The organism is Streptomyces sp. NPDC049837 (assembly GCF_040674455.1).
Classification (GTDB): domain Bacteria; phylum Actinomycetota; class Actinomycetes; order Streptomycetales; family Streptomycetaceae; genus Streptomyces.
The window spans coordinates 159,254-182,303 of sequence record NZ_JBFAMP010000014.1 but is presented as its reverse complement, the minus strand read 5'-3'; the positions used below and the strand labels follow the sequence as shown (position 1 = coordinate 182,303).

Annotated in this window: 23 protein-coding genes; 14 read left to right on the top strand and 9 right to left on the bottom strand. The window is 72.3% G+C overall.

The window, feature by feature from the left end:
- The first annotated feature begins 177 nt into the window (after window positions 1-177).
- A complete protein-coding gene (locus AB0J57_RS30785; protein ID WP_366131642.1) occupies window positions 178-1,416 on the top strand; it encodes an ROK family protein in 1,239 nt (412 codons plus the stop codon).
- A gap of 115 nt (window positions 1,417-1,531) precedes the next feature.
- Here AB0J57_RS30785 and xylA read toward each other — a convergent pair whose 3' ends face one another.
- Complete coding sequence (xylA, locus tag AB0J57_RS30780) at window positions 1,532-2,701, bottom strand: xylose isomerase (RefSeq protein WP_366131641.1); 1,170 nt, start codon at window positions 2,699-2,701, stop codon at window positions 1,532-1,534.
- 99 nt (window positions 2,702-2,800) lie between these two features.
- Here xylA and xylB point away from each other — a divergent pair, with 99 nt between their 5' ends.
- Window positions 2,801-4,243, top strand: coding sequence for a xylulokinase (gene xylB / locus AB0J57_RS30775; protein WP_366131640.1), 1,443 nt, complete (start codon window positions 2,801-2,803; stop codon window positions 4,241-4,243).
- 22 nt (window positions 4,244-4,265) lie between these two features.
- Window positions 4,266-5,195, top strand: coding sequence for an RluA family pseudouridine synthase (locus AB0J57_RS30770; protein WP_366131639.1), 930 nt, complete (start codon window positions 4,266-4,268; stop codon window positions 5,193-5,195).
- Here the strand turns inward: AB0J57_RS30770 and AB0J57_RS30765 are convergent.
- The 4 genes from AB0J57_RS30765 to AB0J57_RS30750 form a co-directional block, all read right to left on the bottom strand.
- Window positions 5,179-5,808 (bottom strand): MBL fold metallo-hydrolase, encoded by a 630-nt coding sequence (locus AB0J57_RS30765; protein ID WP_366131638.1) that lies wholly within the window; start codon window positions 5,806-5,808, stop codon window positions 5,179-5,181. The two genes, AB0J57_RS30770 and AB0J57_RS30765, sit on opposite strands and share 17 nt — an antisense overlap.
- Entirely contained in the window at window positions 5,808-6,893 is a 1,086-nt protein-coding gene (locus AB0J57_RS30760) for an S-(hydroxymethyl)mycothiol dehydrogenase (RefSeq protein ID WP_366131637.1), read from the bottom strand. The genes AB0J57_RS30765 and AB0J57_RS30760 overlap by 1 nt, the downstream gene beginning before the upstream one ends.
- Before the next feature lie 143 nt (window positions 6,894-7,036).
- Window positions 7,037-8,503, bottom strand: a complete 1,467-nt coding sequence (locus AB0J57_RS30755) for an amino acid permease (RefSeq protein WP_366131636.1) — start codon at window positions 8,501-8,503, stop codon at window positions 7,037-7,039.
- A 202-nt stretch (window positions 8,504-8,705) separates the two neighbouring features.
- On the bottom strand, window positions 8,706-9,407 hold the full coding sequence (locus tag AB0J57_RS30750; RefSeq protein WP_366131635.1) for an FCD domain-containing protein: 702 nt from the start codon (window positions 9,405-9,407) through the stop codon (window positions 8,706-8,708).
- Between the two features lie 127 nt (window positions 9,408-9,534).
- On the opposite strand from AB0J57_RS30750, the gene AB0J57_RS30745 reads away from it, so the two are divergent.
- Genes AB0J57_RS30745 through AB0J57_RS30730 form a run of 4 tightly spaced genes read left to right on the top strand, consistent with a single transcriptional unit; the run spans window position 9,535 to window position 12,304 of the window.
- Window positions 9,535-10,044, top strand: coding sequence for a gluconokinase (locus AB0J57_RS30745; protein WP_366131634.1), 510 nt, complete (start codon window positions 9,535-9,537; stop codon window positions 10,042-10,044).
- An 11-nt stretch (window positions 10,045-10,055) separates the two neighbouring features.
- A complete protein-coding gene (locus AB0J57_RS30740; protein ID WP_366131633.1) occupies window positions 10,056-11,453 on the top strand; it encodes a gluconate:H+ symporter in 1,398 nt (465 codons plus the stop codon).
- Between the two features lie 54 nt (window positions 11,454-11,507).
- On the top strand, window positions 11,508-11,933 hold the full coding sequence (locus AB0J57_RS30735; RefSeq protein WP_366131632.1) for an ASCH domain-containing protein: 426 nt from the start codon (window positions 11,508-11,510) through the stop codon (window positions 11,931-11,933).
- On the top strand, window positions 11,930-12,304 hold the full coding sequence (locus AB0J57_RS30730; protein ID WP_366131631.1) for a DUF4440 domain-containing protein: 375 nt from the start codon (window positions 11,930-11,932) through the stop codon (window positions 12,302-12,304). The genes AB0J57_RS30735 and AB0J57_RS30730 overlap by 4 nt, the downstream gene beginning before the upstream one ends.
- Here AB0J57_RS30730 and AB0J57_RS30725 read toward each other — a convergent pair.
- The gene (locus AB0J57_RS30725; protein WP_366131630.1) at window positions 12,301-13,959 is read right to left on the bottom strand and encodes an FAD-binding dehydrogenase; all 1,659 of its coding nucleotides are present in this window, start codon (window positions 13,957-13,959) and stop codon (window positions 12,301-12,303) included. The two genes, AB0J57_RS30730 and AB0J57_RS30725, sit on opposite strands and share 4 nt — an antisense overlap.
- 83 nt (window positions 13,960-14,042) lie before the next feature.
- On the opposite strand from AB0J57_RS30725, the gene AB0J57_RS30720 reads away from it, so the two are divergent.
- From AB0J57_RS30720 to AB0J57_RS30710, 3 genes are read left to right on the top strand one after another with little or no spacing between them, the layout of a single operon-like run.
- Window positions 14,043-14,570: an NUDIX domain-containing protein gene (locus AB0J57_RS30720; protein ID WP_366131629.1), complete on the top strand. Its 528-nt coding sequence runs from the start codon at window positions 14,043-14,045 to the stop codon at window positions 14,568-14,570.
- Window positions 14,567-14,959 (top strand): DUF202 domain-containing protein, encoded by a 393-nt coding sequence (locus AB0J57_RS30715; protein ID WP_366131628.1) that lies wholly within the window; start codon window positions 14,567-14,569, stop codon window positions 14,957-14,959. The genes AB0J57_RS30720 and AB0J57_RS30715 overlap by 4 nt, the downstream gene beginning before the upstream one ends.
- Window positions 14,959-15,279, top strand: coding sequence for a DUF202 domain-containing protein (locus AB0J57_RS30710; RefSeq protein ID WP_366131627.1), 321 nt, complete (start codon window positions 14,959-14,961; stop codon window positions 15,277-15,279). Before AB0J57_RS30715 ends, AB0J57_RS30710 begins: the two co-directional genes overlap by 1 nt.
- Window positions 15,280-15,314: 35 nt before the next feature.
- On the opposite strand, the gene AB0J57_RS30705 is transcribed toward AB0J57_RS30710, so the two are convergent.
- Entirely contained in the window at window positions 15,315-16,250 is a 936-nt protein-coding gene (locus tag AB0J57_RS30705) for an NADP-dependent oxidoreductase (RefSeq protein WP_366131626.1), read from the bottom strand.
- Between the two features lie 107 nt (window positions 16,251-16,357).
- Here AB0J57_RS30705 and AB0J57_RS30700 point away from each other — a divergent pair, with 107 nt between their 5' ends.
- Window positions 16,358-16,654: a hypothetical protein gene (locus AB0J57_RS30700; RefSeq protein ID WP_366131625.1), complete on the top strand. Its 297-nt coding sequence runs from the start codon at window positions 16,358-16,360 to the stop codon at window positions 16,652-16,654.
- Window positions 16,655-16,660: 6 nt separating this feature from the next.
- Here the strand turns inward: AB0J57_RS30700 and AB0J57_RS30695 are convergent, their stop codons facing one another.
- The gene (locus tag AB0J57_RS30695; RefSeq protein ID WP_366131624.1) at window positions 16,661-17,965 is read right to left on the bottom strand and encodes an enolase C-terminal domain-like protein; all 1,305 of its coding nucleotides are present in this window, start codon (window positions 17,963-17,965) and stop codon (window positions 16,661-16,663) included.
- A 147-nt stretch (window positions 17,966-18,112) separates the two neighbouring features.
- On the opposite strand from AB0J57_RS30695, the gene AB0J57_RS30690 reads away from it, so the two are divergent.
- From AB0J57_RS30690 to AB0J57_RS30680, 3 genes are all read left to right on the top strand, one after another.
- Window positions 18,113-19,135 (top strand): phosphotransferase family protein, encoded by a 1,023-nt coding sequence (locus AB0J57_RS30690; protein ID WP_366131623.1) that lies wholly within the window; start codon window positions 18,113-18,115, stop codon window positions 19,133-19,135.
- A gap of 8 nt (window positions 19,136-19,143) precedes the next feature.
- Window positions 19,144-20,358: an acyl-CoA dehydrogenase family protein gene (locus AB0J57_RS30685; protein WP_366131622.1), complete on the top strand. Its 1,215-nt coding sequence runs from the start codon at window positions 19,144-19,146 to the stop codon at window positions 20,356-20,358.
- 292 nt (window positions 20,359-20,650) lie between these two features.
- Window positions 20,651-22,435, top strand: a complete 1,785-nt coding sequence (locus tag AB0J57_RS30680) for a lysyl oxidase family protein (protein WP_366131621.1) — start codon at window positions 20,651-20,653, stop codon at window positions 22,433-22,435.
- Window positions 22,436-22,455: 20 nt separating this feature from the next.
- On the opposite strand, the gene AB0J57_RS30675 is transcribed toward AB0J57_RS30680, so the two are convergent.
- Entirely contained in the window at window positions 22,456-23,049 is a 594-nt protein-coding gene (locus AB0J57_RS30675) for a TetR/AcrR family transcriptional regulator (protein WP_366131620.1), read from the bottom strand.
- Between the last annotated feature and the right edge of the window lies 1 nt (window position 23,050).

Genomic DNA, 23,050 nt, shown 5'->3' with positions numbered 1-23,050 from the left:
CTGGGACGACTCTCTCGATCGAGCGTGGAAGGCGAGTCCGCCGAAGACGTATCGGTGAGCTGCCCGCAGGCGCCAGTAGGGCCGCTGTGGCGCGTTGTCGCAATCGTTGACGGGTACGGTCGGCGGACCGGGCCCGCGCTTCCGCGTTTCCGGGCTTCGCATAGGCTCGGCCGCACCATGAAGAACACTCTTGGTCCGCTGGAGCCCAAGGCCGACAAGGACACCGTGCGGCGGCACAACCTGAGCCTGGTGTTGCGGGCCGTGCACGACGAGGGCGAGGCGACCCGGGCGGCGGTGGCGGCACGGGTGGGGCTGACGCGGGCGGCGGTGTCGTCGCTGGTCGAGCAGTTGCTGGCGGGCGGGTTCCTCACCGAGCGGGGCAAGACGTTCAGCGGGCAGGCGGGGCGGCCGGGGACCGCGCTGCGGGTGGCGCGCACGGGTCCGGCCGGGCTGGGCGTCGAGATCAACATCGATTACGTGTCCGTGTGCGTGGTCGACCTGGCCGGAACCGACCGGGTGCGGCTCACCGAGCACGTGGACAACCGGGGCGCGGCGCCCGGCGAGGTGCTGGAGCGGGCCGCGCGGATCGCGGCGGGAGCACTGGAGTCGGCGGCCGGGCAGGAGCTGTACGCGGCGGGGGCGCTGCTCGCGCTGCCCGGCCTGGTGTCGGGCGGCACGGTGCGCCAGGCCCCGAACCTCGGCTGGAACGGGGTGGCGGCGGAGCGATTGTTCGGGAAGGCGCTGAGCGCCCTGCGGCCCGGGCGGCCGGCGCTGCCGGTGGGGTCGGACAACGAGGCGAACGCGGCGGCGCTGGCCGAGCTGTGGTTCGGCGGCCAGGAGCGGGTGCGCAGCTTCCTGTACCTGACGGGCGAGATCGGGGTGGGCGGCGCGATCGTGGCCGGCGGCGAGCTGATGCGCGGGGCGCACGGGTTCGCCGGGGAGATCGGGCACGTGGTCGCGGACGTGGACGGGCCGGAGTGCCGGTGCGGTTCGCGGGGATGCCTGGAGCAGTACGCCGGTCAGGCCGCGCTGCTGCGGGGCGCGGGCCTCGACGAGGCGTCCGGCCTGCCCGGCGTGGCGGAGCTGGAGCGGCGCGCCCGCGCCGGTGACGTCCGGGCGGTGGCCGCCCTGGAGCGGGCCGGGCGGATGCTGGGCCTGGTGGTGTCCGGCGCGGTGAACCTCCTGGACCCGGAGGCGGTGGTACTGGGCGGGATCTACCGGTCGTTGATGCCATGGCTGGGCCCGGCGGCGGACCGGGAGCTGACGGCACGGGTCGTCTCGGGCCTGTGGCCCGTGGGGTCCGGACGGCTGCGGGGTTCATCCTCCTCGGGCGACGCGGCACGGGGCGCCGCGGCGGTGGTCGTCCGCGACGTGATCGCGGACCCGGCGGGCTACATGGGGCGCATGGCCCGGTGACGGGGGCGGCCCCCGGCCCCCGGCCCCCGGGCCCCCGAGTTCCCGCCCCCGGCGCGGGGATCATCGACTGGGCGCGGGCACGGGCGGCGGCGACCGGGTCGTAGCGGTGGCCCGGTCAGCGGGTGGCCAGGAGGTGTTCTAGGGCGAGCTGGTCGAGACGCTCGAAGGCCATGGATCGCGCGGCCGCCGCTGCGGGGTCGAAGGTCTCGTACGCGGAGGGGTCCGCGAGCAGGGAGGCGAGGCCGTCCTCGGCGGTGGGGCGGGCCAGGTCGGGGAGGCGGGAGGCCGTGAGGGCGGCTCGTACCTCGGGGTCGGCGCGGAAGGCGGCGGCGCGCTCCTTGAGGATCAGATAGTTCCGCATGCAGTTCTTGGCGGACTCCCAGACGCCCTCGGCGCCGTCGGTGCGGACGGGCTTGAAGTCGAAGTGGCGCGGGCCGTCGTAACCGGCGCTCTCCAGGAGGTCGACCAGCCAGAAGGCCTGGCGGAGGTCGCCCGCGCCGAAGCGGAAGTCCTGGTCGTACTTGATGCCGGACTGGCCGTTGAGGTCGATGTGGAAGAGCTTGCCCGCCCACAGGGCCTGGGCGATGCCGTGCGGGAAGTTGAGGCCGGCCATCTGCTCGTGGCCGACCTCCGGGTTGACGCCGACGAGTTCGGGGCGTTCCAGGCGCTCGATGAAGGCGAGGGCGTGGCCGATGGTGGGCAGGAGGATGTCGCCGCGCGGCTCGTTGGGCTTGGGCTCGATGGCGAAGCGCAGGTGGTAGCCCTGTTCGGTGACGTACTGGCCGAGCAGGTCGAACGCTTCCTTCATGCGGTCCAGGGCCGCTCGGACGTCCTTCGCGGCGCCCGACTCCGCGCCCTCGCGGCCGCCCCAGGCCACGTACACCTCCGCGCCGAGCTCGACCGCCAGGTCGATGTTGCGGATCGTCTTGCGCAGCGCGTAGCGGCGGACGTCGCGGTCGTTGGCGGTGAAGGCGCCGTCCTTGAAGACCGGGTGCGTGAAGAGGTTCGTGGTGGCCATGGGCACCTTCATGCCGGTGCGCTCCAGGGCGGCCCGGAACCGCTTGACCACGGCCTCCCGTTCTGCGTCGGAGGACCCGAAGGGGATCAGGTCGTCGTCGTGGAAGGTCACGCCGTACGCACCGAGGGCGGCCAGGCGCTCCACGGACTCGACGGGGTCGAGGGCGGGGCGGGTCGCGGTGCCGAAGGGGTCGACGCCCTGCCAGCCCACGGTCCACAGCCCGAACGTGAACCTGTCCTCGGGAGTGGGGATGAAGCGTTCCGACATGTCCGGGCCTCCAGCTCTATTTGTTTTCTCGCATTACTAATACGCTACGGATGCCCGTCGGCCAAGACACGAGAGCCAAGACACCGAGAGAGGTACGCGATGCCGTCGTCGTCCCCGGCCGTCATCGGCGTGGACAGCTCCACCCAGTCCACCAAGGCGTTCGTCGTGGAGACCGCCTCCGGACGGGTCCTGGCCATGGGCCGGGCCCCGCACACGGTGACCGGCGCGGCAGGTGCCCGCGAGAGCGACCCCGAGCAGTGGTGGCGGGCGCTCGCCGAGGCGGTCGCCCAGGCCCTGACGGGCGTCGACGCCCGCACGGTCACCGGCATCGCGGTCGCCGGCCAGCAGCACGGCCTGGTCGCCCTGGACGCCGCCGGCCGCCCGCTGCGCCCCGCCCTGCTGTGGAACGACACCCGCTCCGCCCCTCAGGCCGCCGCCCTCACCGCGCGACTGGGCGCCGACGGCTGGCTGGCCCGCACCGGTTCCGTACCCGTGGCGTCGATGACGGCCGCCAAGTGGCAGTGGCTGCGCGAGCACGAGCCGCGCACAGCCGAGGCCGTGGCCGCCGTGCGCCTCCCCCACGACTTCCTGACCGAGCGGCTGAGCGGGACGGCCGCCACCGACCCGGGCGACGCGTCCGGCACCTGCTGGTACGACACCGCGACCGGCGCGTACGACCACGGACTGCTCGACCTGCTCGGGCTGGACCCCGCTCTCCTGCCGCCCGTCGCCCCGATGGGCGCCACCCGCGTCGGCTCGCTGACCGCGACGGCGGCGAAGGAGCTGGGCCTGCCGGAGGGCATCGCCGTCGCCGCGGGCACCGGCGACAACATGGCGGCCGCCGTCGGCCTCGGACTGGGCGGGCAGGGCCTGCTGGACCACCCGGTGGTCTCCCTGGGCACCTCCGGCACGGTCTTCGCGGCCACCCGCACCCGGCCCGCCACGGCCGCCCTCGCCGGCTTCGCGGCCACCGACGGCACCTACCTCCCGCTCGGCTGCACCCTCAACTGCACGCAGGCCGTGGACAAGGTGGCCGCGCTGCTGGGCCTCGACCGCGAGGACGCCGAGCCCGGCGGCGAGGCCGTCCTCCTGCCGTACCTCGACGGCGAACGCACCCCCGACCTCCCGGGCGCCTCCGGGCTGCTCACCGGGCTCCGCCACGCCACCACACCCCAGCAGCTCCTCGGGGCCGCCTACGAGGGCGCCGCGTTCACCCTCCTGCGGGCCCTCGAAGCGCTGCCGCACACGCGGGACGACGTGCCGCTGCGGCTGATCGGCGGCGGCGCCCGGGGGCGTACGTGGGTCGAGACCGTACGCCGCCTCTCGGGGCGGCCCGTCGTCCTCCCCCGTACCACCGAACTCGTCGCCCTCGGCGCCGCCGCCCTGGCCGTGGGCGCCGCGACCGGCGAGGACCCGGTGACCGTCGCGACCGGTTGGGGCGGCGGCACGGGCGAGACGCTGCCCCCCGTCGAACGCGACCGGGCCGCCTGGGAGCGGATCGCCGCCGCCCTGCCCGCCCTCGGCGCCCTGGGGCGGCCGTGACGTGGGTGTATACCGTGGGCGGGTGAGACGCAGAACCAAGGCCCCGGTGGCCCCGCTGCCGCAGCGCGCCGGTGTCGACCCGGTGCGGCTGCGGCTGCCCGCCGACCCCGACGGGGCGTGGGCGACCGTGCGGGACCATCTGCTGGGGCGGTACGCGGCGGCCATCGGCGCCGACCGGGTGGACGCGATGTTCGCCGAGGGGCGGTTCGTCGGGGCGGACGGGGCGCCGGTCGGAGCGGACGAGCCGTACGCGGCGGGGCGGTACGTGTGGTTCCACCGGGACCTCCCGGCGGAGGAGCGGGTGCCGTTCAAGGTGGGGATCGTGTACCGCGACGAGCGGATCGTGGTCGCCGACAAGCCGCACTTCCTGGCGACGACGCCGCGCGGGCGGCACGTCACGGAGACGGCGCTGGCACGGCTGCGGCGCGACCTGGACCTGCCGGGGCTGCAGCCGGCGCACCGGCTGGACCGGCTGACGGCGGGGCTCGTGCTCTTCGTCGTACGGCCGGAGGACCGGGGCGCGTACCAGACGCTGTTCCGGGACCGGCGGGTGCGCAAGGAGTACGAGGCGGTGGCCGCGTACGACCCCTCGCTGGAGCTTCCCGTGACCGTGCGCAGCCGGATCGTGAAGGAGCGGGGGGTGCTCGCGGCCCGTGAGGAGCCGGGCGAGCCGAACAGCGAGAGCCTGATCGAGCTGGTGGAGCACCGGGGCGGGCTCGGCCGGTACCGGCTGGTGCCGGCTACCGGCCAGACCCATCAGCTCCGGGTCCACATGGCCCGGCTGGGCGTGCCGATCCTGGACGACCCGCTGTACCCGGTCGTCCGGGACGACGGGCCGGAGGACTACGCGCGTCCGCTCCAACTGCTGGCGCGGACGCTGGAGTTCACCGACCCGGTCACGGGTGCCCCGATGCGGTTCGTCAGCCGGCTGACGCTCAGTGGCCTCGTTTGATCCATTCGTCGAGGTGCGGCGCCTCGGCGCCGATGGTGGTGGTGTCGCCGTGTCCCGTGCGGACGACCGTGTCCGGCGGCAGGGTGAGCAGCCGGTCGCGGATCGAGTCGATGATCGTCGGGAAGTGCGAGAAGGACCGGCCGGTGGCGCCCGGGCCGCCCGCGAAGAGCGTGTCGCCGGTGAAGACGGTGCCCAGGTCGGGCGCGTACAGACTCACCGCGCCGGGTGCGTGGCCCGGGGTGTGCAGGACGGTGAGGTCGGTGCCCGCGATGGTGAGGGTCTGGCCGTCGGCGAGCTCGCCGTCCGGGTGGTGGTCGGGGTGGGTCTGCTTCCACAGCGGCAGGTCGTCGGGGTGGAGCAGGACGCGGGCGCCGGTGGCGGCGGCGAGCGCGGGGGCCGCGTCGATGTGGTCGTTGTGGGCGTGGGTGCAGACGACGGCCCGCAGCGTACGGCCGTCGAGGGCGGCCAGGATGGCGTCGGCGTCGTGCGCGGCGTCGATGACGATCGCCTCCGCGCCGTCCCCGACGATCCATACGTTGTTGTCGACGTCCCAGGTGCCGCCGTCCAGCGAGAAGGTGCCGGAGGTGACGAGGTGCTCGACGCGCGCGGTCATCAGAAGACCACCACCGAGCGGAGGACGTCGCCCTCGTGCATCCGCGCGAACGCCTTCTCGACGTCGTCGAGGCCGATCGTCTCGGTGACGAAGGCGCCCAGGTCGATACGGCCCTGCTGGTGCAGGTCGATGAGCATCGGGAAGTCGCGGGACGGCAGGCAGTCGCCGTACCAGGACGACTTGAGGGCACCGCCGCGTCCGAAGACGTCGATCAGCGGGAGCTCCAGCTTCATGTCGGGGGTCGGTACGCCGACGAGGACGACCGTGCCGGCGAGGTCGCGGGCGTAGAACGCCTGACGGTAGGTCTCGGGGCGGCCGACCGCCTCGATGACGACGTCGGCGCCGAACCCGTCGGTCAGCTCGCGGATGGCCTCGACGGGGTCGGTGGTGCGGGAGTTGACGGTGTGGGTGGCGCCCATCGACCGGGCGGTCTCCAGCTTCCGGTCGTCGATGTCGACGGCGATGATCCGCGCGGCGCCCGCGAGGCGGGAGCCCACGACGGCCGCGTCGCCGACGCCGCCGCAGCCGATGACGGCGACCGAGTCGCCCCGGCCGACCTGGCCGGTATTGATCGCCGCGCCGATGCCGGCCATCACGCCGCAGCCGAGCAGACCGGCGACGGCCGGGGCCACGGACGGGTCGACCTTGGTGCACTGGCCGGCGGCGACCAGCGTCTTCTCGGCGAAGGCCCCGATGCCGAGGGCCGGCGACAGCTCCGTCCCGTCCGTGAGCGTCATCTTCTGCCGGGCGTTGTGCGTGTCGAAGCAGTACCAGGGCCTGCCGCGCCGACAGGCCCGGCACTTCCCGCACACCGCCCGCCAGTTGAGGATCACGAAGTCACCGGGCACCACGTCGGTGACGCCCTCGCCGACCGCCTCGACCACACCGGCGGCCTCGTGGCCGAGGAGGAAGGGGAAGTCGTCGTTGATGCCGCCCTGCTTGTAGTGCAGGTCGGTGTGGCAGACCCCGCACGCCTGGATCTTCACGACGGCCTCACCGGGGCCGGGGTCGGGAACGAGGATCGTCTCCACCCGCACGGGCTCGTTCTTCCCCGGGGCGACGACCCCTCGGACCTGCTGCGCCATCGTCACTCTTCCCTCCGTCGTGCGGTTGTCCGGCACCACTATTCCGGGCAGGGCGGCGCACCGGGGGCATATTTCAGCCGCATACGTGAAGCCCCCGCCGGACGGCTGTCCGGCGGGGGCTCGCGCACGTACGACGCGGGGCGTCAGTCCTGCGGCTGCGAGGTGGCCAGCGCCTTGACCCGCTTGCGGACGGCGAACCAGCCGCCGACGAGCAGGAGGGCGATGACCGGGACGAGGTTCACGGTCGTCCGGCCGATGCCGCCGCCGTACCACATCAGGAACAGGACGGTGGCGAGGAAGACCAGCGTCACGATCTGCGTGTACGGGGCCCAGGGCAGTTGGTAGGACGGGCGGGTGACCCTGCCGTCCTTGGAGCGCGACCAGAACAGCAGCGAGCAGAGCATGATCATGCCCCACGTGCCGAGGATGCCGATGGAGGCGAGGTTCAGCACGATCTCGAAGGCCTCGCCGGGCATGACGTAGTTCAGGCCGACGCCCAGGACACCGAAGGCGGCGGTGAGCAGGATGCCGCCGTAGGGGACCTGGCCCTTGTTCATGCGGGCGGTGAACTTGGGCGCGGAGCCCGCCATGGCCATCGAGCGCAGGATGCGGCCGGTGGAGTACAGGCCGGAGTTCAGGCTGGACAGGGCGGCGGTGAGGACGACCAGGTTCATGATGCCGGCCGTGCCCGGGATGCCGAGCTTGTCGAAGACGGTGACGAACGGGCTCTGGTCGCCGGAGAAGGACGTGTACGGCAGCAGCAGCGCGAGCAGCACGACCGAACCGACGTAGAACAGGCCCACGCGCCACATGATCGAGTTGATCGCCTTCGGCATGATCTTCTCGGGGTTCTTGGTCTCACCGGCGGCGACGCCGCACAGCTCGACGGAGGCGTACGCGAAGACGACGCCCTGGACGACCATCAGCATCGGCAGCATGCCCATCGGGAAGATGCCGCCGTTGTCGGTGATGGTGTGCAGGCCCGGGGTGTGGCCGCCGACCTCGTGCTGGGTGACGACGAGGAAGATGCCGACGCACATGAAGATCACCAGCGCGGCGACCTTGATGATCGCGAACCAGAACTCCATCTCGCCGAAGTACTTCACCGAGATCAGGTTCGCGGTGAGGACGACGGCGAGGGCGATCAGGGCGAGGATCCACTGCGGGACGTCGCTGAACATGGCCCAGAAGTGGGCGTACGTCGCGGCCGCGGTGATGTCGGCGACGGCGGTGGTCGACCAGTTGAGGAAGTACAGCCAGCCGGCCGTGTAGGCGCCCTTCTCGCCCATGAACTCACGGGCGTAGGAGACGAAGGCGCCGGAGGAGGGACGGTAGAGCACCAGCTCACCGAGGGCCCGGACGACGAAGAACGCGAAGACGCCGCAGACGGCGTACGCGATCGCGAGGGAGGGGCCCGCGCCCGCCAGGCGGCCACCGGCACCGAGGAAGAGGCCCGTGCCGATCGCGCCGCCGATGGCGATCATGTTGATGTGGCGGGACTTGAGGTCCTTGCTGTAACCGGCGTCACCGGCGTCGATGTGGGGGGCGCCCGTCGCCGCCGGGGAACCGGGGCTCAGGGTGTCGGCCGCAGGCATGGTGCGGTCACTCATCTAGAAGTCGCCTTTGTGAGGGGGTCGTGCGGTATCAGCCGTACGCCGGTGATGCAGGTGGTCACCGTGGCATGAAGGCCAGGGCACATAGTCACGGCTACGCTGCCGTTTTGGCTGTGGCCTATGTCACGTACGGGCTGATCTGAGATGTTTTTGAGGTTACCGGCTGGTTAATCAGCATTGAGCAGCTTAAGGGGTGCGGCTATGGCGCGAGGACATCGAGCTCGCGCAGGGCGCCCGCCGCGATCTCCCGGGTGAGCTCCTCGGCGCGCGCCGCGTCCCGCTCCCGTACGGCTTCCGCGACCTGGACGTGGAGGGTGACGGCGGCCGGGTCGGGGTCCTCGAACATCACGTGGTGGTGGGTGCGGCCGGTGAGGACCTCGGCGACCACGTCGCCGAGCCGGGCGAACATCTCGTTGCCGGAGGCGTTGAGGACGACCCGGTGGAAGGCGATGTCGTGCACGAGGTACGCCTCCAACTGCCGGCCGCGCGAGGTGGCGACCATGCCGAGGGCCTGCTCGGTGAGTTCCCGGCACTGCTCGGGGGTGGCGTGGACGGCGGCGAGGCCGGCGGCGACCGGCTCGACGGCCGAGCGCAGCACGGTCAGCGAGCGGAGCTGGCGGGGGCGGTCGGTGCCGGCGAGCCGCCAGCGGATGACGCGCGGGTCGTACACGTTCCACTGCGCGGTGGCGCGCACGGTGACGCCGACGCGGCGGCGCGACTCCACGAGGTGCATCGATTCCAGGACGCGGACGACCTCGCGGATCACGGTGCGTGACACCTCGAAGCGCTGGGCGAGCTCGTCGGTGCGCAGCACGCTGCCCGGCGGGTACTCCCCCGCGGTGATCGCGAGGCCCAGGGTGTCCAGCACATGCGTATGGAGCCCCTGCGCCTGTGTCGTCATGTGCATAGCGTAACCGCCGCAAATAAGTATGACTTTTAAGTCACAGGCTCTTGAATATGTCGTACCTCATGGGTTTCAGTGTGCGGCGAGAAGTCGATGTCGAAGAGGACAGCGAGGCGCGCAGCCCATGCAGAAACCCCCAGTCGTCGTCGTGATGGGCGTGGCGGGAACCGGCAAGACCACCATCGGTCCGCTGGTCGCCGAGCGCCTCGGCGTGCCCTACGCCGAGGGCGACGACTTCCACCCCAAGGCGAACATCGCCAAGATGTCCGCCGGCGTCCCGCTCGACGACGACGACCGGTGGCCGTGGCTCGACGCGATCGGGCAGTGGGCCCACGACCGGGCGGGCCTCGGCGGGGTGGTCAGCAGCTCGGCGCTGAAGCGGGCCTACCGCGACCGGCTGCGGGCGGCCGCCCCCGGTGTCGTCTTCCTGCACCTGACCGGCGACCGGGCGCTGATCGAGGAGCGGATGGCCGCGCGCAAGGGGCACTTCATGCCCACCGCGCTGCTGGACTCGCAGTTCGCGACCCTCCAGCCGCTGGGGGACGACGAGGCCGGTGTGGCCGTCGACGTCTCCGGCTCCCCCGAGGACATCACCGACCGGGCCGTCGCCGCGCTGCGCCGGCTCGCTACCTGAGGACTCCCCCTGTGACCAGTCTCAACGTCGAGATGCTGGCAGCGGACGCCACCGAACCGATCACCTCGGCCGGCAACGCCCAACTGGGCGTCGCCGTCCTGGCGGGCATCGCCGTCATCGTCCTGCTCATCACCAAGTTCAAGCTGCACGCCTTCCTGGCGCTGACCATAGGCTCGCTCGGGCTCGGCGCGTTCGCCGGCGCCCCGCTCGACGCGACCATCACGTCGTTCACCAAGGGCCTCGGCTCGACCGTCTCGGGCGTCGGGGTGCTCATCGCGCTCGGCGCCATCCTCGGCAAGCTGCTCGCCGACTCGGGCGGCGCGGACCAGATCGTCGACACGATCCTGGCCAAGGCGGGCGGGCGCGCCATGCCGTGGGCGATGGTGCTGATCGCCTCGGTGATCGGGCTGCCGCTGTTCTTCGAGGTCGGCATCGTGCTGCTGATCCCGGTGGTACTGATGGTCGCCAAGCGCGGCGGCTACTCGCTGATGCGGATCGGTGTGCCCGCGCTGGCCGGCCTCTCCGTGATGCACGGCCTGATCCCGCCACATCCCGGCCCGCTGGTCGCGATCGACGCGATCGGCGCCAACCTGGGCGTGACGCTGGCGCTCGGCCTCCTGGTCGCCATCCCGACCGTGATCATCGCCGGTCCGCTGTTCTCCCGGTACGCGGCGCGGTGGGTGGACGTCCCGGCGCCCGAGCACATGATCCCCCAGCGGACGTCGGAGGGCCTGGAGCGGCGGCCCGGCTTCGGGGCCACCGTGGCGACCGTGCTGCTGCCCGTGGTGCTGATGATGGTCAAGGCGCTGGTGGACATCGTCGTCGACGACCCGGAGAACCACGTCCAGCGGGTGACCGACGTCATCGGCTCGCCGCTGATCGCACTGCTCGCCGCGGTCCTGGTGGGCATCTTCACGCTGGGCCGGGCGGCCGGCTTCACGAAGGAGCGGATCTCCTCGACCGTCGAGACGTCGCTCGCCCCGATCGCGGGCGTGCTGCTGATCGTCGGCGCGGGCGGCGGCTTCAAGCAGACGCTCATCGACGTGGGCGTCGGCCAGATGATCCTGGACTTCTCCGAGGACTGGTCGATCCCGGCGCTGCTGCTGGCGTGGCTGATCGCGGTGGCGATCCGGCTGGCCACCGGTTCGGCGACCGTCGCCACCATCTCGGCGGCCGGGCTGGTCGCGCCGCTGGCGGCCGACATGTCGACCTCGCACGCGGCGCTGCTGGTGCTGGCGATCGGCGCGGGCTCGCTCTTCTTCAGCCATGTCAACGACGCCGGGTTCTGGCTGGTGAAGGAGTACTTCGGGATGAACGTCGGCCAGACCGTCAAGACCTGGTCGGTGATGGAGACGATCATCTCGGTCGTCGGGATCGTGTTCGTGCTGCTGCTGTCCCTGGTGCTGTAGCCGGGGAGGGTATTGCCTCGCAGCCGGGGCGGCAGGCTGCCAGACTGTCGCCCCATGGCGAACCCCGAACAGCTCAAGCCCTACCTGCTGGCGTTCCCCGGGCCGTTGCGCGACCAGTTGGTCGCCGCCGTCCTGTCCGGCGAGAAGACGTCCACGACGGGACTGCTCGTCGAGTACGAGGCCGAGGACGAGGAACTCCCGCCGGTGGGCGAGCGGTCGGCGCTCATCGACTCCGACGGGCGCGAGGTCGCGGTGCTGGAGCTGACGGAGGTCCGGGTCCCGCCGCTCGGCGAGGTGGACCTGCGGCACGCCCTGGACGAGGGCGAGGGGTACGCGTCGGTCGCCGAATGGCGGGCGGGGCACGAGAAGTTCTGGCACAGCGCCGAGATGCGGGAGGCCCTCGGGGACCCGGACTTCACGGTCGACGACACCACGATGGTGGTCGCCGAGCGGTTCCGCGTGGTGGAGCGGCTGCGGTGACCGGTGTCGAGGAGGCCGTGGCGGGCGAGTTGCGGCTCGCCGACCCGGCCGTACGGGCGTCACGGGCCGAGGCGGCCCGCCTCCTGGACCCGGACTTCGTGGAGGTCGGCGCCTCCGGGCGGCGGTGGAGCCGTGCGGAGATGCTCGCCGAACTGCCCGGGATGGAGGGCGGCTCGGCCGACGGCCCCCGCTACGAGGTGACCGGCATGACGGGCGTCCAGCTCGGTCCCGACCTGGTGCACCTGACGTACGAGACGGTCCTCGCGGGCCGCCGGGCGCGGCGCAGCTCCCTGTGGCGGCGTTCACCCGGCGGCGAGTGGCGGATGTACTACCACCAGGCGACGCCCGTACCGGGGGAAACCGGGGTCTAGGATCCGACCGCCTTCGCGGCCGCCCTGCCCGCCGCGCGGCCTGAGAAGAGGCAGCCGCCGAGGAAGGTGCCCTCCAGGGAGCGGTAGCCGTGGACCCCGCCGCCGCCGAAGCCGGCCGCCTCGCCCGCCGCGTACACGCCGGGCAGCGGGGTGCCGTCGGCGGTGAGGACGCGGGACGACAGGTCGGTCTCCAGACCGCCGAGCGACTTGCGGGTGAGGATGTTCAGGCGCACGGCGACCAGGGGACCCGCCTTGGGGTCGAGGATGCGGTGCGGGGTGACCGTGCGGATCAGCTTGTCGCCCAGGTACTTGCGGGCGCCGTGGATCGCCGTCACCTGGAGGTCCTTGGTGAAGGGGTTGGCGATCTCCCGGTCGCGGGCGGTGATTTCGCGGCGCAGCGCGGCCTCGTCGATCAGCGGCTCCTTGGTGAGCGCGTTCATGCCGCGCACCAGGGACGGCAGGTCCCTCTCGATGACGAAGTCGACGCCGTGGTCCATGAACGCCTTGACCGGGCCGGGGACATCCGCGCGGGCGCGGTCGAGGACGCCGCGTACGGACTTGCCCGTGAGGTCCGGGTTCTGTTCGGAGCCCGAGAGGGTGAACTCCTTGCCGATGATCCGCCGGTTGAGGACGAACCAGGTGTAGCCGTACCCCGACTTCATGATGTGGTCGAGCGTGCCGAGCGTGTCGAAACCGGGGAAGAGCGGGACGGGCAGCCGGCGGCCGTGCGCGTCCAGCCAGAGGGAGGACGGGCCGGGCAGGATGCGGATGCCGTGCCGGGCCCAGATGGGGTTCCAGTTCTCGATGCCCTCGGTGTAGTGCCACATCCGGTCGCGGTTGATGTGGTGGGCGCCGGCCTCCTCCGCGATGCCGAGCATCAGGCCGTCGACGTGGGCGGGCACGCCGGAGAGCATCTTCTCCGGCGGGGTGCCGAGCCGTTCGGGCCACTGGGCGCGGACGAGGTCGTGGTTGCCGCCGATGCCGCCGGAGGTGACGATCACGGCCTGGGCCCGGTACTCGAACGCCCCGGTGACCTGCCGGCTGCTGGCCGTGCCCCGCTCGGCCTCCGACGGCTCCAGGATCTCGCCGCTGACGGTGTCGACGGCGCCCCCGGTGCGGCCGAGCGCGGTGACCCGGTGCCGGAACCTCAGCCGTACGAGGCCCCTGGCGACGCCCGCGCGCACCCGCCGCTCGAAGGGTGCCACCAGGCCGGGGCCGGTGCCCCAGGTGATGTGGAAGCGCGGTACCGAGTTGCCGTGCCCGGTGGCGTCGTAGCCGCCGCGCTCCGCCCAGCCGACCACGGGGAAGAAGCGGACGCCCTGCCGGTGGAGCCAGGCCCGCTTCTCGCCGGCCGCGAAGTCGACGTACGCCTCGGCCCACTTGCGCGGCCAGTGGTCCTCGGGGCGGTCGAAGCCGGCCGTGCCGAGCCAGTCCTGGAGGGCGAGGTCGTGGCTGTCGCGGATGCGCATCCGGCGCTGTTCGGGCGAGTCGACGAAGAACAGGCCGCCGAAGGACCAGTGCGCCTGGCCGCCGATGGACTGCTCCGGTTCCTGGTCGAGGAGGATGACGCTGCGCCCGGCGTCGACCAGTTCGGCGGTGGCGACCAGGCCGGCGAGGCCCGCCCCGATCACGATCACATCAGCGTCGTACGCCATGGCACATCCTTGTCGGCAGGGTGGTCCGATCTTCCGTACGCGGCGGTAACACGTCAACCGGTGCGCGGTGATTTCATGGCGGCATGAGCGCTGCTGACGAAATTCTGGACGTGGTCGACGAGCACGACCGGGTCGTGGGGCGGGTGCCGCGCGGCGAGGTGTACGCCCGGGGGCTGCGGCACCGTTGTGTGTTCATCCTCGCGCGGGACGCCGAGGACCGGGTGTTCGTCCACCGCCGCACCGCGACGAAGCTGGTCTTCCCGTCCCTGTACGACATGTTCGTGGGCGGGGTCGTCGGGGCGGGCGAAAGCTACGACGACGCGGCGCTGCGGGAGGCGGAGGAGGAGCTGGGCGTACACGGCCTGCCGCGCCCCACGCCGCTGTTCCGGTTTCTGTACGAGGACGGCGGCGGGCGCGGGTCGTGGTGGTCGGCCGTGTACGAGGTGCGGTGCGTCCTGCCGGTGGAGCCGCAGGTGGAGGAGGTCGCGTGGCACGCGTTCCTGCCGGAGGCGGAGCTGCGGGCGCGGCTGGGCGAGTGGGAGTGGGTGCCGGACGGGCTGGCGGCGTACGAAAGGCTGCGCGAGCACCGCGCCGGTAGTCTGATCATGTGAGCGAATTCGTGCGGGGCCTGCGGTTGTGGTTCGCGCCGCAGCGGATCCGGGAAGAGGGCGACACGCCCGACTACCGCTTCTCCCTCGCCAACGAGCGCACTTTCCTCGCCTGGATCCGTACGGCGCTGGCGCTGGTCGGCGGCGGGTTCGCGGTGGACCAGTTCCTGCCCGATCTGCGCTGGGGCGTCCGCGTCGGGATGGCGCTGGCGCTGCTGGCCGCCGGGGCGCTGTGCGCGCTGCGGGCGGTGAACCACTGGGTGCGGTGCGAGCGGGCCATGCGGCGGGACGAGGACCTGCCCGTCAGCCGCTTCCCGACGCTGCTGAGCCTGGCCGTGGGCCTGGTCGCCGGCGCGATGGTGGTGGTCGTCCTGTTCGGCTGGCGGGACTGATGGGCGCCGAGCCCCTGGACGTCCGCGATCCTGGGCTCCAGCCGGAGCGGACGCGGCTGGCGTGGCGGCGTACGACGCTGGCGGCCACCGTCGTGGCGGTGCTCGCCGCCAAGCAGGCCGTGCACGACGGGGTCACGGCGGCCGGGCTGGTGGGGACGGGGCTGTCGCTGCTGGTGTGGCTGGCGTTCCTGGGCGTCGCGCACCGCCGCGTGCGCGCCCTGGCGACCACCCGTCCGCGTCCGCTGACGCCCCGGGGCGCGGTCTGGGCGGCCGGCTGCACGATCGCGCTGGCGGCCTTCGCGGTGGGCGTGGTGGTGTGAACCGGTGTGGACGGGTGCGGACCGGTGCGGACCGGTCAGTCGTCCCAGTCCACGGTGACGACGACCTTGCCGTTCAGGCCGCTCTCCACGGCGGCGCGCTGGGCGTCGGCGGCCTGTTCCAGGGGGAACGTCTTGGCGACCCGGATGGTCAGGGCGCCCTGTTCGACCAGCTCGGCCAGCGCCGTCAGGTCCGCCGGGTCGGGGCGCACCCAGTAGTAGCGGCCGCCCAGGCCGATCACCTCGCCGTCCGCGATGGACGCCAGCCGGCCCTCGGGGGCGAGCAGGTTGGCCGAGTCCTTCAGGACCTGGCCGCCGACCGTGTCGAGCGCGGCGTCCACGCCGTCGGGGGCGAGCTCCCGGACGCGGCCGGTGAACCCGTCGCCGTACAGCACCGGCTCCGCCCCCAGCTCGCGAACCCGGTCCTGGCCGGTCTCGCGGGCCGCGCCGATGACGCGGGCGCCGAGGTGCCGGGCGATCTGGACGGCCATGGAGCCGACGCCGCCCGACGCGGCGTTCACCAGGACGGTGTCGCCCGACCGCACTCGCAGCGCCCGGTGCAGGACCTGGTAGGCGGTGAGCCCGGCCAGCGGCAGGGCGGCCGACTCCTCGAAGCCCACGTTGCGCGGCTTGCGGGCGAGGGTGCGGACGGGCGCGGCGACGTACTCGGCGAAGGTGCCGTGGCACAGGACGTCCTCGCGTACGTACCCCATGACCTCGTCGCCGACGGCGAACTCCGGCACGGAGACCCCGGGCTGGACGACGACGCCGGAGACGTCCCAGCCGGGGACCACCGGGAAGACCGCGTCCAGGGCCGTGTCGAGGTACCCGGCCTGGGCCTTCAGGTCGACCGGGTTGACGGCCGCCGCGCGCACTTTGACGAGCACCTTGTCGGGGCCCACCTTGGGGTCGGGGCGGTCGCCGAACTCCAGGACCTCCGGGCCGCCGTAGTGGCGGTAGCTGATCGCCTTCATGGTCCGACCCTCCGGCCCGTCCCGCCCCCACGCAAGCGGAAACGGATCATTAACGACAAAAAGGACTAGCCTGGAGGTGTTACCGACGCCCACGCCGGAGGCCCGCGATGACCGTCCTCCATCAGGAACACCTCTCGCACGGCCACGTCCACGGCCCGGCCTGCGGGCATCAGGCCGTGGTCCACAACGACCACCTCGACTACGTCCACGACGGGCACCTGCACCGGGAGCACTCCGGCCACTGGGACGAGTGCGAGCCGGGCGAGCACATCGCCCACAGCGGGCACGCCCATGAGCACGGCGACAACTGCGGTCACCCCGCCGTCGCGCACGGCGACCACGTCGACTACGTGCACGAGGGGCACCGGCACGCCGCGCACGGCGCGCACTGGGACGACCACTGACCTCCGTCACCAGCGGGGAACCGCCGGCGTGACCCACTCCGGGTCCGCCTGCCGCATCGCCGCCGCGTCGTCGCGCTCACGCATCGTGCCGTCGTCGTCGAGCCAGCGCCGGTGGAGGGCGGCGAGCCGTTCGCGGTCCAGCCCGACGCCGAGGCCGGGCGCGTCGGAGACGGTGAGGCGGCCGTCCCGGAAGACGTGGCGGGCGGTGATGACGTCCTCGGTCTGCCAGGGGTAGTGGCTGTCGCAGGCGTAGTCGAGGTTGGGGACGGTCGCGGCGACGTGCGTCATGGCGGCGAGGCTGATGCCCAGGTGGGTATTGGAGTGCATGGACAGCCCGACCCCGAAGGCCCGGCAGACGGCGGCCAGTTCACGCGTCCGGTGCAGGCCGCCCCAGTAGTGGTGGTCGGAGAGCACGACCTGGACGGCGTCCCGGGCGAAGGCCCCGGCGATCTCGGGGAACGTCGTCACGCACATGTTGGTGGCGAGGGGTACGCCGGTACCGGCGGCGACCTCGGCCATGCGGTCGGTGCCGCTCGCCGGGTCCTCCAGGTATTCGAGGACGTCGCCGAGCCGGTCGGCGACGTACAGGGAAGTCTCCACCGACCAGGCGCCGTTGGGGTCCAGGCGCAGCGGCCGGCCGGGGAACGCCTCGGCCAGCGCGCGGACGGCGGCGATCTCCTGGTCCGGTGCGAAGACGCCGCCCTTGAGCTTGAAGGAGCGGAAGCCGTGCTCGGCGACGAGGCGCCGGGCCTGGGCGACGATGCCGGCCGGGTCGAGGGCCGCGCCCCAGTCGTCCTTCTCGCCGCCCGCCGGGTGCTCGGCCCAGCGGTAGAAGAGGTACGCGCTGTAGTCCACGGCGTCGCGCACCTTTCCGCCCAGGAGGGCGTGCACGGGCAGGCCGAGGCTCCTGCCGAGCGCGTCCAGGCAGGCGACCTCGAAGCCGGACACCACGGACAGCCGCAGCTTGCCGGCGGTACGGACGCCTCGCAGCCCGCCCGCGTCCACGCCCGCCTCGTCCACGCCCGCCTCCGGGCCGGGTGAGCCGCCGCACACCCGCTCGGCCAGCCGGAACAGGCCGTTCACATCCGTGACCGGGTGGCCGGGGAGCGCCTCGGCGAGCGGCCGGGCGAGGTCCAGGTACGCGCCGTCGCCGTAGGTCTCGCCGAGCCCGGTGACGCCACCCCGGGTGACGACCTCCACGATCAGGCGCGGGGTGTAGGGCTGGTGCACGCCCTGGGTGTTGAGCAGGGGCGGGTCGGCGATCAGGATCGGGGTGAGCCGGACGTCGTCGATCAGCAGCGCGGTATCCATACGTGAACTGTATTCAGCGGAGTAATCACGGGACCAGAGTCGTGCGGCCGGTTCCCGGACCGGAACGGGCACGGCACTGGACGACATACCGACTGGTCGGTCATGCTGCGTACGCCACTGTTCTTCCCGTCACCGGAGGTGCGAACGATGAGCTCAGCTCCCCCACCAGGTCTCGACCCCGAGCGGTTGCGCGGCTTCCTGGACCGCGAGCGGCCCGGCCTGGTGAGCGGACCGCTCAGCGCCCGCATCGTCGAAGGCGGCCGGTCCAACCTCACGTACGTCGTCACCGATGGCACCGGACAGTGGGTGGTGCGCCGCCCGCCGCTCGGCCACGTCCTGGCCACCGCCCATGACATGAAGCGCGAGCACCGGGTGATCAGCGCCCTGCACCCGACGGCGGTGCCGGTCCCGGAGCCGCTGGTGCTGTGCGAGGACGAGGACGTGCTCGGAGCGCCGTTCTACGTCATGGAGTTCGTGGCCGGCACCCCGTACCGCACGGCCGAGCAGCTCGCCCCGCTCGGCCCGGAGCGCACCCGCGCCGCGATCCTGGGCCTGGTCGACACGCTGGTCGACCTGCATGCCGTGGACCCCGGGGCGGTCGGGCTCGGCGACTTCGGACGGCCGGAGGGCTTCCTGGACCGGCAGCTCCGGCGCTGGGGCAAGCAGCTCGACGCCTCGCGCAGCCGCGACCTGGCCGGGATCGACGAGCTGCACGCCGCGCTCGGCCGCGAACTGCCGCGCTCCCCCGCCCCGACGGTCATCCACGGCGACTACCGCCTGGACAACGCCCTGCTGGGCGCGGACGACCGCGTCAACGCCGTACTGGACTGGGAGATGTCCACGCTCGGCGACCCGCTGACCGACCTGGGCCTGCTGGCCATGTACAGCACCCCCCTGGATCTGCCGGGCTCCCCCATCAGCACCACCGCGGGCGCCGCCGGCCACCCCCCGGCCGCCGAGCTGGTCGAGCGCTACGCCGCCCGGTCCGGCCGCGACACCTCCGCCATCTCCTGGTACACGGCGTTCGCCTGGTTCAAGCTCGCCGTGATCCTGGAGGGCATCCACTACCGCTACACCCTCGGGCAGACCGTCGGCGCCGGCTTCGACCGGATCGGCGACCTCGTCCCCGTCTTCATCGAGCACGGCCTCACCACACTCCAGGAAGGCTGACCGGCACCATGGACTTCGCATTCGACGCGCGCACCGAGGAACTGCGGGCTCAACTGCTCGCCTTCATGGACGAGTTCGTGTACCCGGCGGAGGAGGTCGCGCACGAGCAGCGGGCGAAGCTCGCCTCCCCCTGGGACACCCCGGCCGTGGTGGAGGAGCTGAAGGCCGAGGCACGCAGGCAGGGCCTGTGGAACCTCTTCCTGCCGGACGAGGAGTACGGGGCCGGCCTGACGAACCTCCAGTACGCGCCGCTCGCCGAGATCACCGGCCGCTCGCCGCAGCTCGCGCCCACCGCGCTGAACTGCGCGGCCCCGGACACCGGGAACATGGAGGTGCTGGCCCAGTTCGGCGACGAGCGGCAGAAGAAGCAGTGGCTCCAGCCGCTGCTCGCCGGGGAGATCCGGTCCGCCTTCGCGATGACGGAGCCGGAGGTCGCCTCGTCCGACGCGACGAACATCGAGACCCGCATCCGGCGGGACGGCGACGACTACGTCATCGACGGCCGCAAGTGGTACATCTCCGGCGCGATGAACCCGGACTGCGCGATCTTCATCGTGATGGGCAAGACCGACCCGGACGGTGAGGACATCCGCCGCCAGCAGTCGATGATCCTCGTCCCCCGCGACACGCCCGGCCTCGAAGTCCGGCGGGCGATGCAGGTGTACGGGTACGAGGACCACTCCCACGGCGGGCACGCCGAGGTGGTCTTCGACGGCGTCCGCGTCCCGGCCTCGAACCTGATCGGCGAGGAGGGCGGCGGGTTCGCCATCGCCCAGGCACGGCTCGGCCCCGGCCGGATCCACCACTGCATGCGGCTGATCGGCATGGCGGAGCGGGCGATCGAGCTGATGTGCCGCCGGGCGGTGTCCCGTACGGCCTTCGGCAAGCCGCTGGCCGCCCAGGGGCAGGTCCAGGGCTGGATCGCGGACGCCCGGGTGGCCGTGGAGCAGCTCAGGCTGCTGGTGCTGAAGACCGCCTGGCTGATGGACACGGTCGGCAACCGGGGCGCGCACACCGAGATCCAGGCCATCAAGATCGCGACGCCGCGCGCGGTGGTGGACATCATCGACAAGGCGGTCCAGGTGCATGGCGCGGGCGGTGTCAGCCAGGACTTCCCGCTCGCCGAACTGTGGGCCGGGGCGCGCACCCTGCAACTGGCGGACGGCCCGGACGAGGTGCACCAGCGGTCGCTGGCGCGGCGGGAGCTGAAGAAGTACCTCTGAGTGCGAACGTTCGGGCTACGAAGGTCCGGATCGTGAACGCCGGTGAAAGCCCGGGGCTTTACGGCCCCGGGCTTTTACCACATACGGGCAGCCTGCCCGGCGAAAACGGCACCAAGACGGCGCAAAGCGGTGCGCTCGGCCTCGTTTCGGCCAAGGATTCACCGACTGCCCGGCCCACAGACAACCCACAGGGCCGACTGCCGCCTCTCACATGCCGGGGACAGCCGCGCGACATGACCACCGCGCAGGCCGGCCTCCGCCGTCCCGACAGGCACTCGTAGAACGAGGAACGATGACCAGATCCCACCAGGCCCGTCTCGGGCGCTCGGTGATCGCCGGAGCCGCGGCCATCGCCGTGACCGCCGGTATCATCGCCGCCGCGCCCGACGGCAAGGCGGCCCCGGCCACGCCGCAGCTCAGCCTGATCGCCGCTTCGACGTCCGTGACCCTCGACTCGTACAAGGAAGAACCCGGCGTCTATCTCGACCTCGGTACGTACCTCACCGCCGCGAACGCCCCACTGGAACTCAAGGTGACCCGCAAGTCCTACAAGGACCCGGTCGTCGCCGCGCAGATCGTGCGGGAGGGCGGCAAGACCGTCTCCAAGCCCCTGCCCAAGGGCATGGTGAAGGACTTCGCCGGGCTGCCTGGCTTCCTCCAGATCACCATGACCAACGCGGCCGGCAAGACGGTGCTGAACAAGGCGGAGGACTTCTGCCCGAACAACGCGTCCGGGCGGGTGAGTCCGGAGGCGCCGGCCACCTCGAGGTACCCCGAGAGCTGTCCCACCAACCCGTTCACGCTCGGTTCCGTGTGGGGTGTGGAGAAGGGCTGGGCCGCCAACACGTACGCGGGCATCTACTCCAAGCCCGTCGTCCTGCCGGCCGGGAAGTACACGGCCAAGGTGACCGTGGCGAAGCGGTACCGCGACTTCTTCGGCATCGCGGACAAGCCGCAGACGGTCAAGGTGACCGTGCGCGAGGTCAGCTCCGAGGGCGGGGCCGGCGCGCCCGACGCGCGCCGCCAGTCCCACGCGGCCGGTCACGCCGCGCCCACCGGGCAGGCGGGGCACGCGGGACACGGTGCCACGGCCGGGCACGGAGCCGCAGCCGGGCACGGTGCCGCAGCCGGGCACGCCGGGCACGGCGCGGTGGCCCCGGCCGCTCCCGCCGCCCCGACGAGCGGTGCCGGGCCCTCGTACAACGTGGGCCACGGGCCGCTGATCCCGGCGCCGCCCGCCGTCCCGTGGGCGGTGAAGAAGCAGGGCCTCAAGGCCGCGCGGATGGGCGACGGGGGCGGGCAGACCGACGGCTCCCGCAAGGCCCCCGCGCTGAAGCCCGCTGCCAAGCGGCCGACGGGCAAGGCGACCGTGCCGGACGTGCCCAAGCCCGACCTGCGTTCGCTGCCCGCCTACGGCATCAACATCAGCGAGCCCGCCAAGGAGGGCCCCGACAAGGGCAAGGACTTCCTCGCCTTCAGCGCCAACGTGTGGAACGCGGGCCCGGCCCAGCTCGTCGTGGACGGCTTCCGCTCGCCCGGCAAGGAGCTGATGGACGCCTACCAGTACTTCTACGACGCCAACGGCAAGCAGGTCGGCTACACGCCGACGGGCACCATGGAGTGGGACCCGCGCCCCGGCCACGAGCACTGGCACTTCACCGACTTCGCCAGCTACCGGCTGCTCAAGGCCGACCAGAAGGAGGCCGTCCGCAGCGGCAAGGAGGCGTTCTGCCTCGCCAACACCGACGCGGTCGACTACACGGTGAAGAACGCCAACTGGCACCCGTACAACACCGACCTGTCCACGGCGTGCGGGCAGCAGAACTCGATCTCCGTCCGTGAGGTGCTCGACGTGGGCTCCGGCGACACCTACACCCAGGACCTGCCGGGCCAGTCGTTCGACATCACCACGCTGCCGAACGGCACCTACTACATCCAGGTGCTGGCCAACCCGGAGAAGCGGCTGAAGGAGACCAACCTGAACAACAACAGCGCCCTGCGCAAGATCGTCCTGGGCGGCAAGAAGGGCGCGCGTACGGTGACCGTGCCCGCGCACGACCTGGTGAACGCCAACTAGTTCCCCGCTGTTAGCCGCTGTTACGGCCGCAAGGCCCTCAGCAGGAGGTCGGCCAGGTGGTCGGCCACCTGCTGGGGGCTGAGCGGCCCGTCCGGGCGGTACCAGGTGGACAGGTGGTGGACGGAGCCGAAGTGGTAGTCCACCACAAGGTCGGCGGGCGTGGCGGAGGAGAAGACGCCGGCGGCCTGCCCCTCCTCGATGAGGGCCCGGAACCGCTCGTGGTAGCGGCGCCGCTCGGCCCGTACCTGCTTGTTCTTCTCCGGGCTCAGGTGGTGCATCGACCGGAAGAAGATCGACGCGTCGTCGAGGTTCTCGATGGTGGTGACCACCACGTCGGCGGCGGCGTCGCGCAGCCGCTGCTCGACGGGGGCGTCCGCTTCCGCGAAGGCGTCCAGCCGCTCCTGCTGGAGCCGCAGCACGCGCGCGTACACCTCCTGGAGCAGGTCCTCCTTGGAGCCGAAGTAGTGGTAGAGGGCGCCCTTGGTGACGCCGGCCGCCTCGACGATCTCCTGGACGGAGGTGCGGTCGTAGCCCTGCTCCGCGAAGAGCCGGGTGGCGGTGGCCAGCAGCCTCTGGGGGACGGGGGTGCCGTTCCCGTCCGTCGTCCTGGCCATG

Excerpts from the sequence above, each read along its gene's own strand:
- AB0J57_RS30705 (WP_366131626.1), bottom strand. The coding sequence starts at position 16,250 with ATGAAGGCGATCAGCTACCGCCACTACGGCGGCCCGGAGGTCCTGGAG.
- xylB (WP_366131640.1), top strand. The coding sequence starts at position 2,801 with ATGCCGTCGTCGTCCCCGGCCGTCATCGGCGTGGACAGCTCCACCCAG.
- AB0J57_RS30760 (WP_366131637.1), bottom strand. The coding sequence starts at position 6,893 with ATGGCGCAGCAGGTCCGAGGGGTCGTCGCCCCGGGGAAGAACGAGCCC.
- AB0J57_RS30735 (WP_366131632.1), top strand. The coding sequence starts at position 11,508 with ATGGCGAACCCCGAACAGCTCAAGCCCTACCTGCTGGCGTTCCCCGGG.
- AB0J57_RS30720 (WP_366131629.1), top strand. The coding sequence starts at position 14,043 with ATGAGCGCTGCTGACGAAATTCTGGACGTGGTCGACGAGCACGACCGG.
- AB0J57_RS30745 (WP_366131634.1), top strand. The coding sequence starts at position 9,535 with ATGCAGAAACCCCCAGTCGTCGTCGTGATGGGCGTGGCGGGAACCGGC.
- AB0J57_RS30755 (WP_366131636.1), bottom strand. The coding sequence starts at position 8,503 with ATGAGTGACCGCACCATGCCTGCGGCCGACACCCTGAGCCCCGGTTCC.
- AB0J57_RS30725 (WP_366131630.1), bottom strand. The coding sequence starts at position 13,959 with ATGGCGTACGACGCTGATGTGATCGTGATCGGGGCGGGCCTCGCCGGC.
- AB0J57_RS30765 (WP_366131638.1), bottom strand. The coding sequence starts at position 5,808 with ATGACCGCGCGCGTCGAGCACCTCGTCACCTCCGGCACCTTCTCGCTG.
- AB0J57_RS30685 (WP_366131622.1), top strand. The coding sequence starts at position 19,144 with ATGGACTTCGCATTCGACGCGCGCACCGAGGAACTGCGGGCTCAACTG.
- AB0J57_RS30690 (WP_366131623.1), top strand. The coding sequence starts at position 18,113 with ATGAGCTCAGCTCCCCCACCAGGTCTCGACCCCGAGCGGTTGCGCGGC.
- AB0J57_RS30700 (WP_366131625.1), top strand. The coding sequence starts at position 16,358 with ATGACCGTCCTCCATCAGGAACACCTCTCGCACGGCCACGTCCACGGC.
- AB0J57_RS30675 (WP_366131620.1), bottom strand. The coding sequence starts at position 23,049 with ATGGCCAGGACGACGGACGGGAACGGCACCCCCGTCCCCCAGAGGCTG.
- AB0J57_RS30785 (WP_366131642.1), top strand. The coding sequence starts at position 178 with ATGAAGAACACTCTTGGTCCGCTGGAGCCCAAGGCCGACAAGGACACC.
- AB0J57_RS30750 (WP_366131635.1), bottom strand. The coding sequence starts at position 9,407 with ATGACGACACAGGCGCAGGGGCTCCATACGCATGTGCTGGACACCCTG.
- xylA (WP_366131641.1), bottom strand. The coding sequence starts at position 2,701 with ATGTCGGAACGCTTCATCCCCACTCCCGAGGACAGGTTCACGTTCGGG.
- AB0J57_RS30695 (WP_366131624.1), bottom strand. The coding sequence starts at position 17,965 with ATGGATACCGCGCTGCTGATCGACGACGTCCGGCTCACCCCGATCCTG.
- AB0J57_RS30710 (WP_366131627.1), top strand. The coding sequence starts at position 14,959 with ATGGGCGCCGAGCCCCTGGACGTCCGCGATCCTGGGCTCCAGCCGGAG.
- AB0J57_RS30680 (WP_366131621.1), top strand. The coding sequence starts at position 20,651 with ATGACCAGATCCCACCAGGCCCGTCTCGGGCGCTCGGTGATCGCCGGA.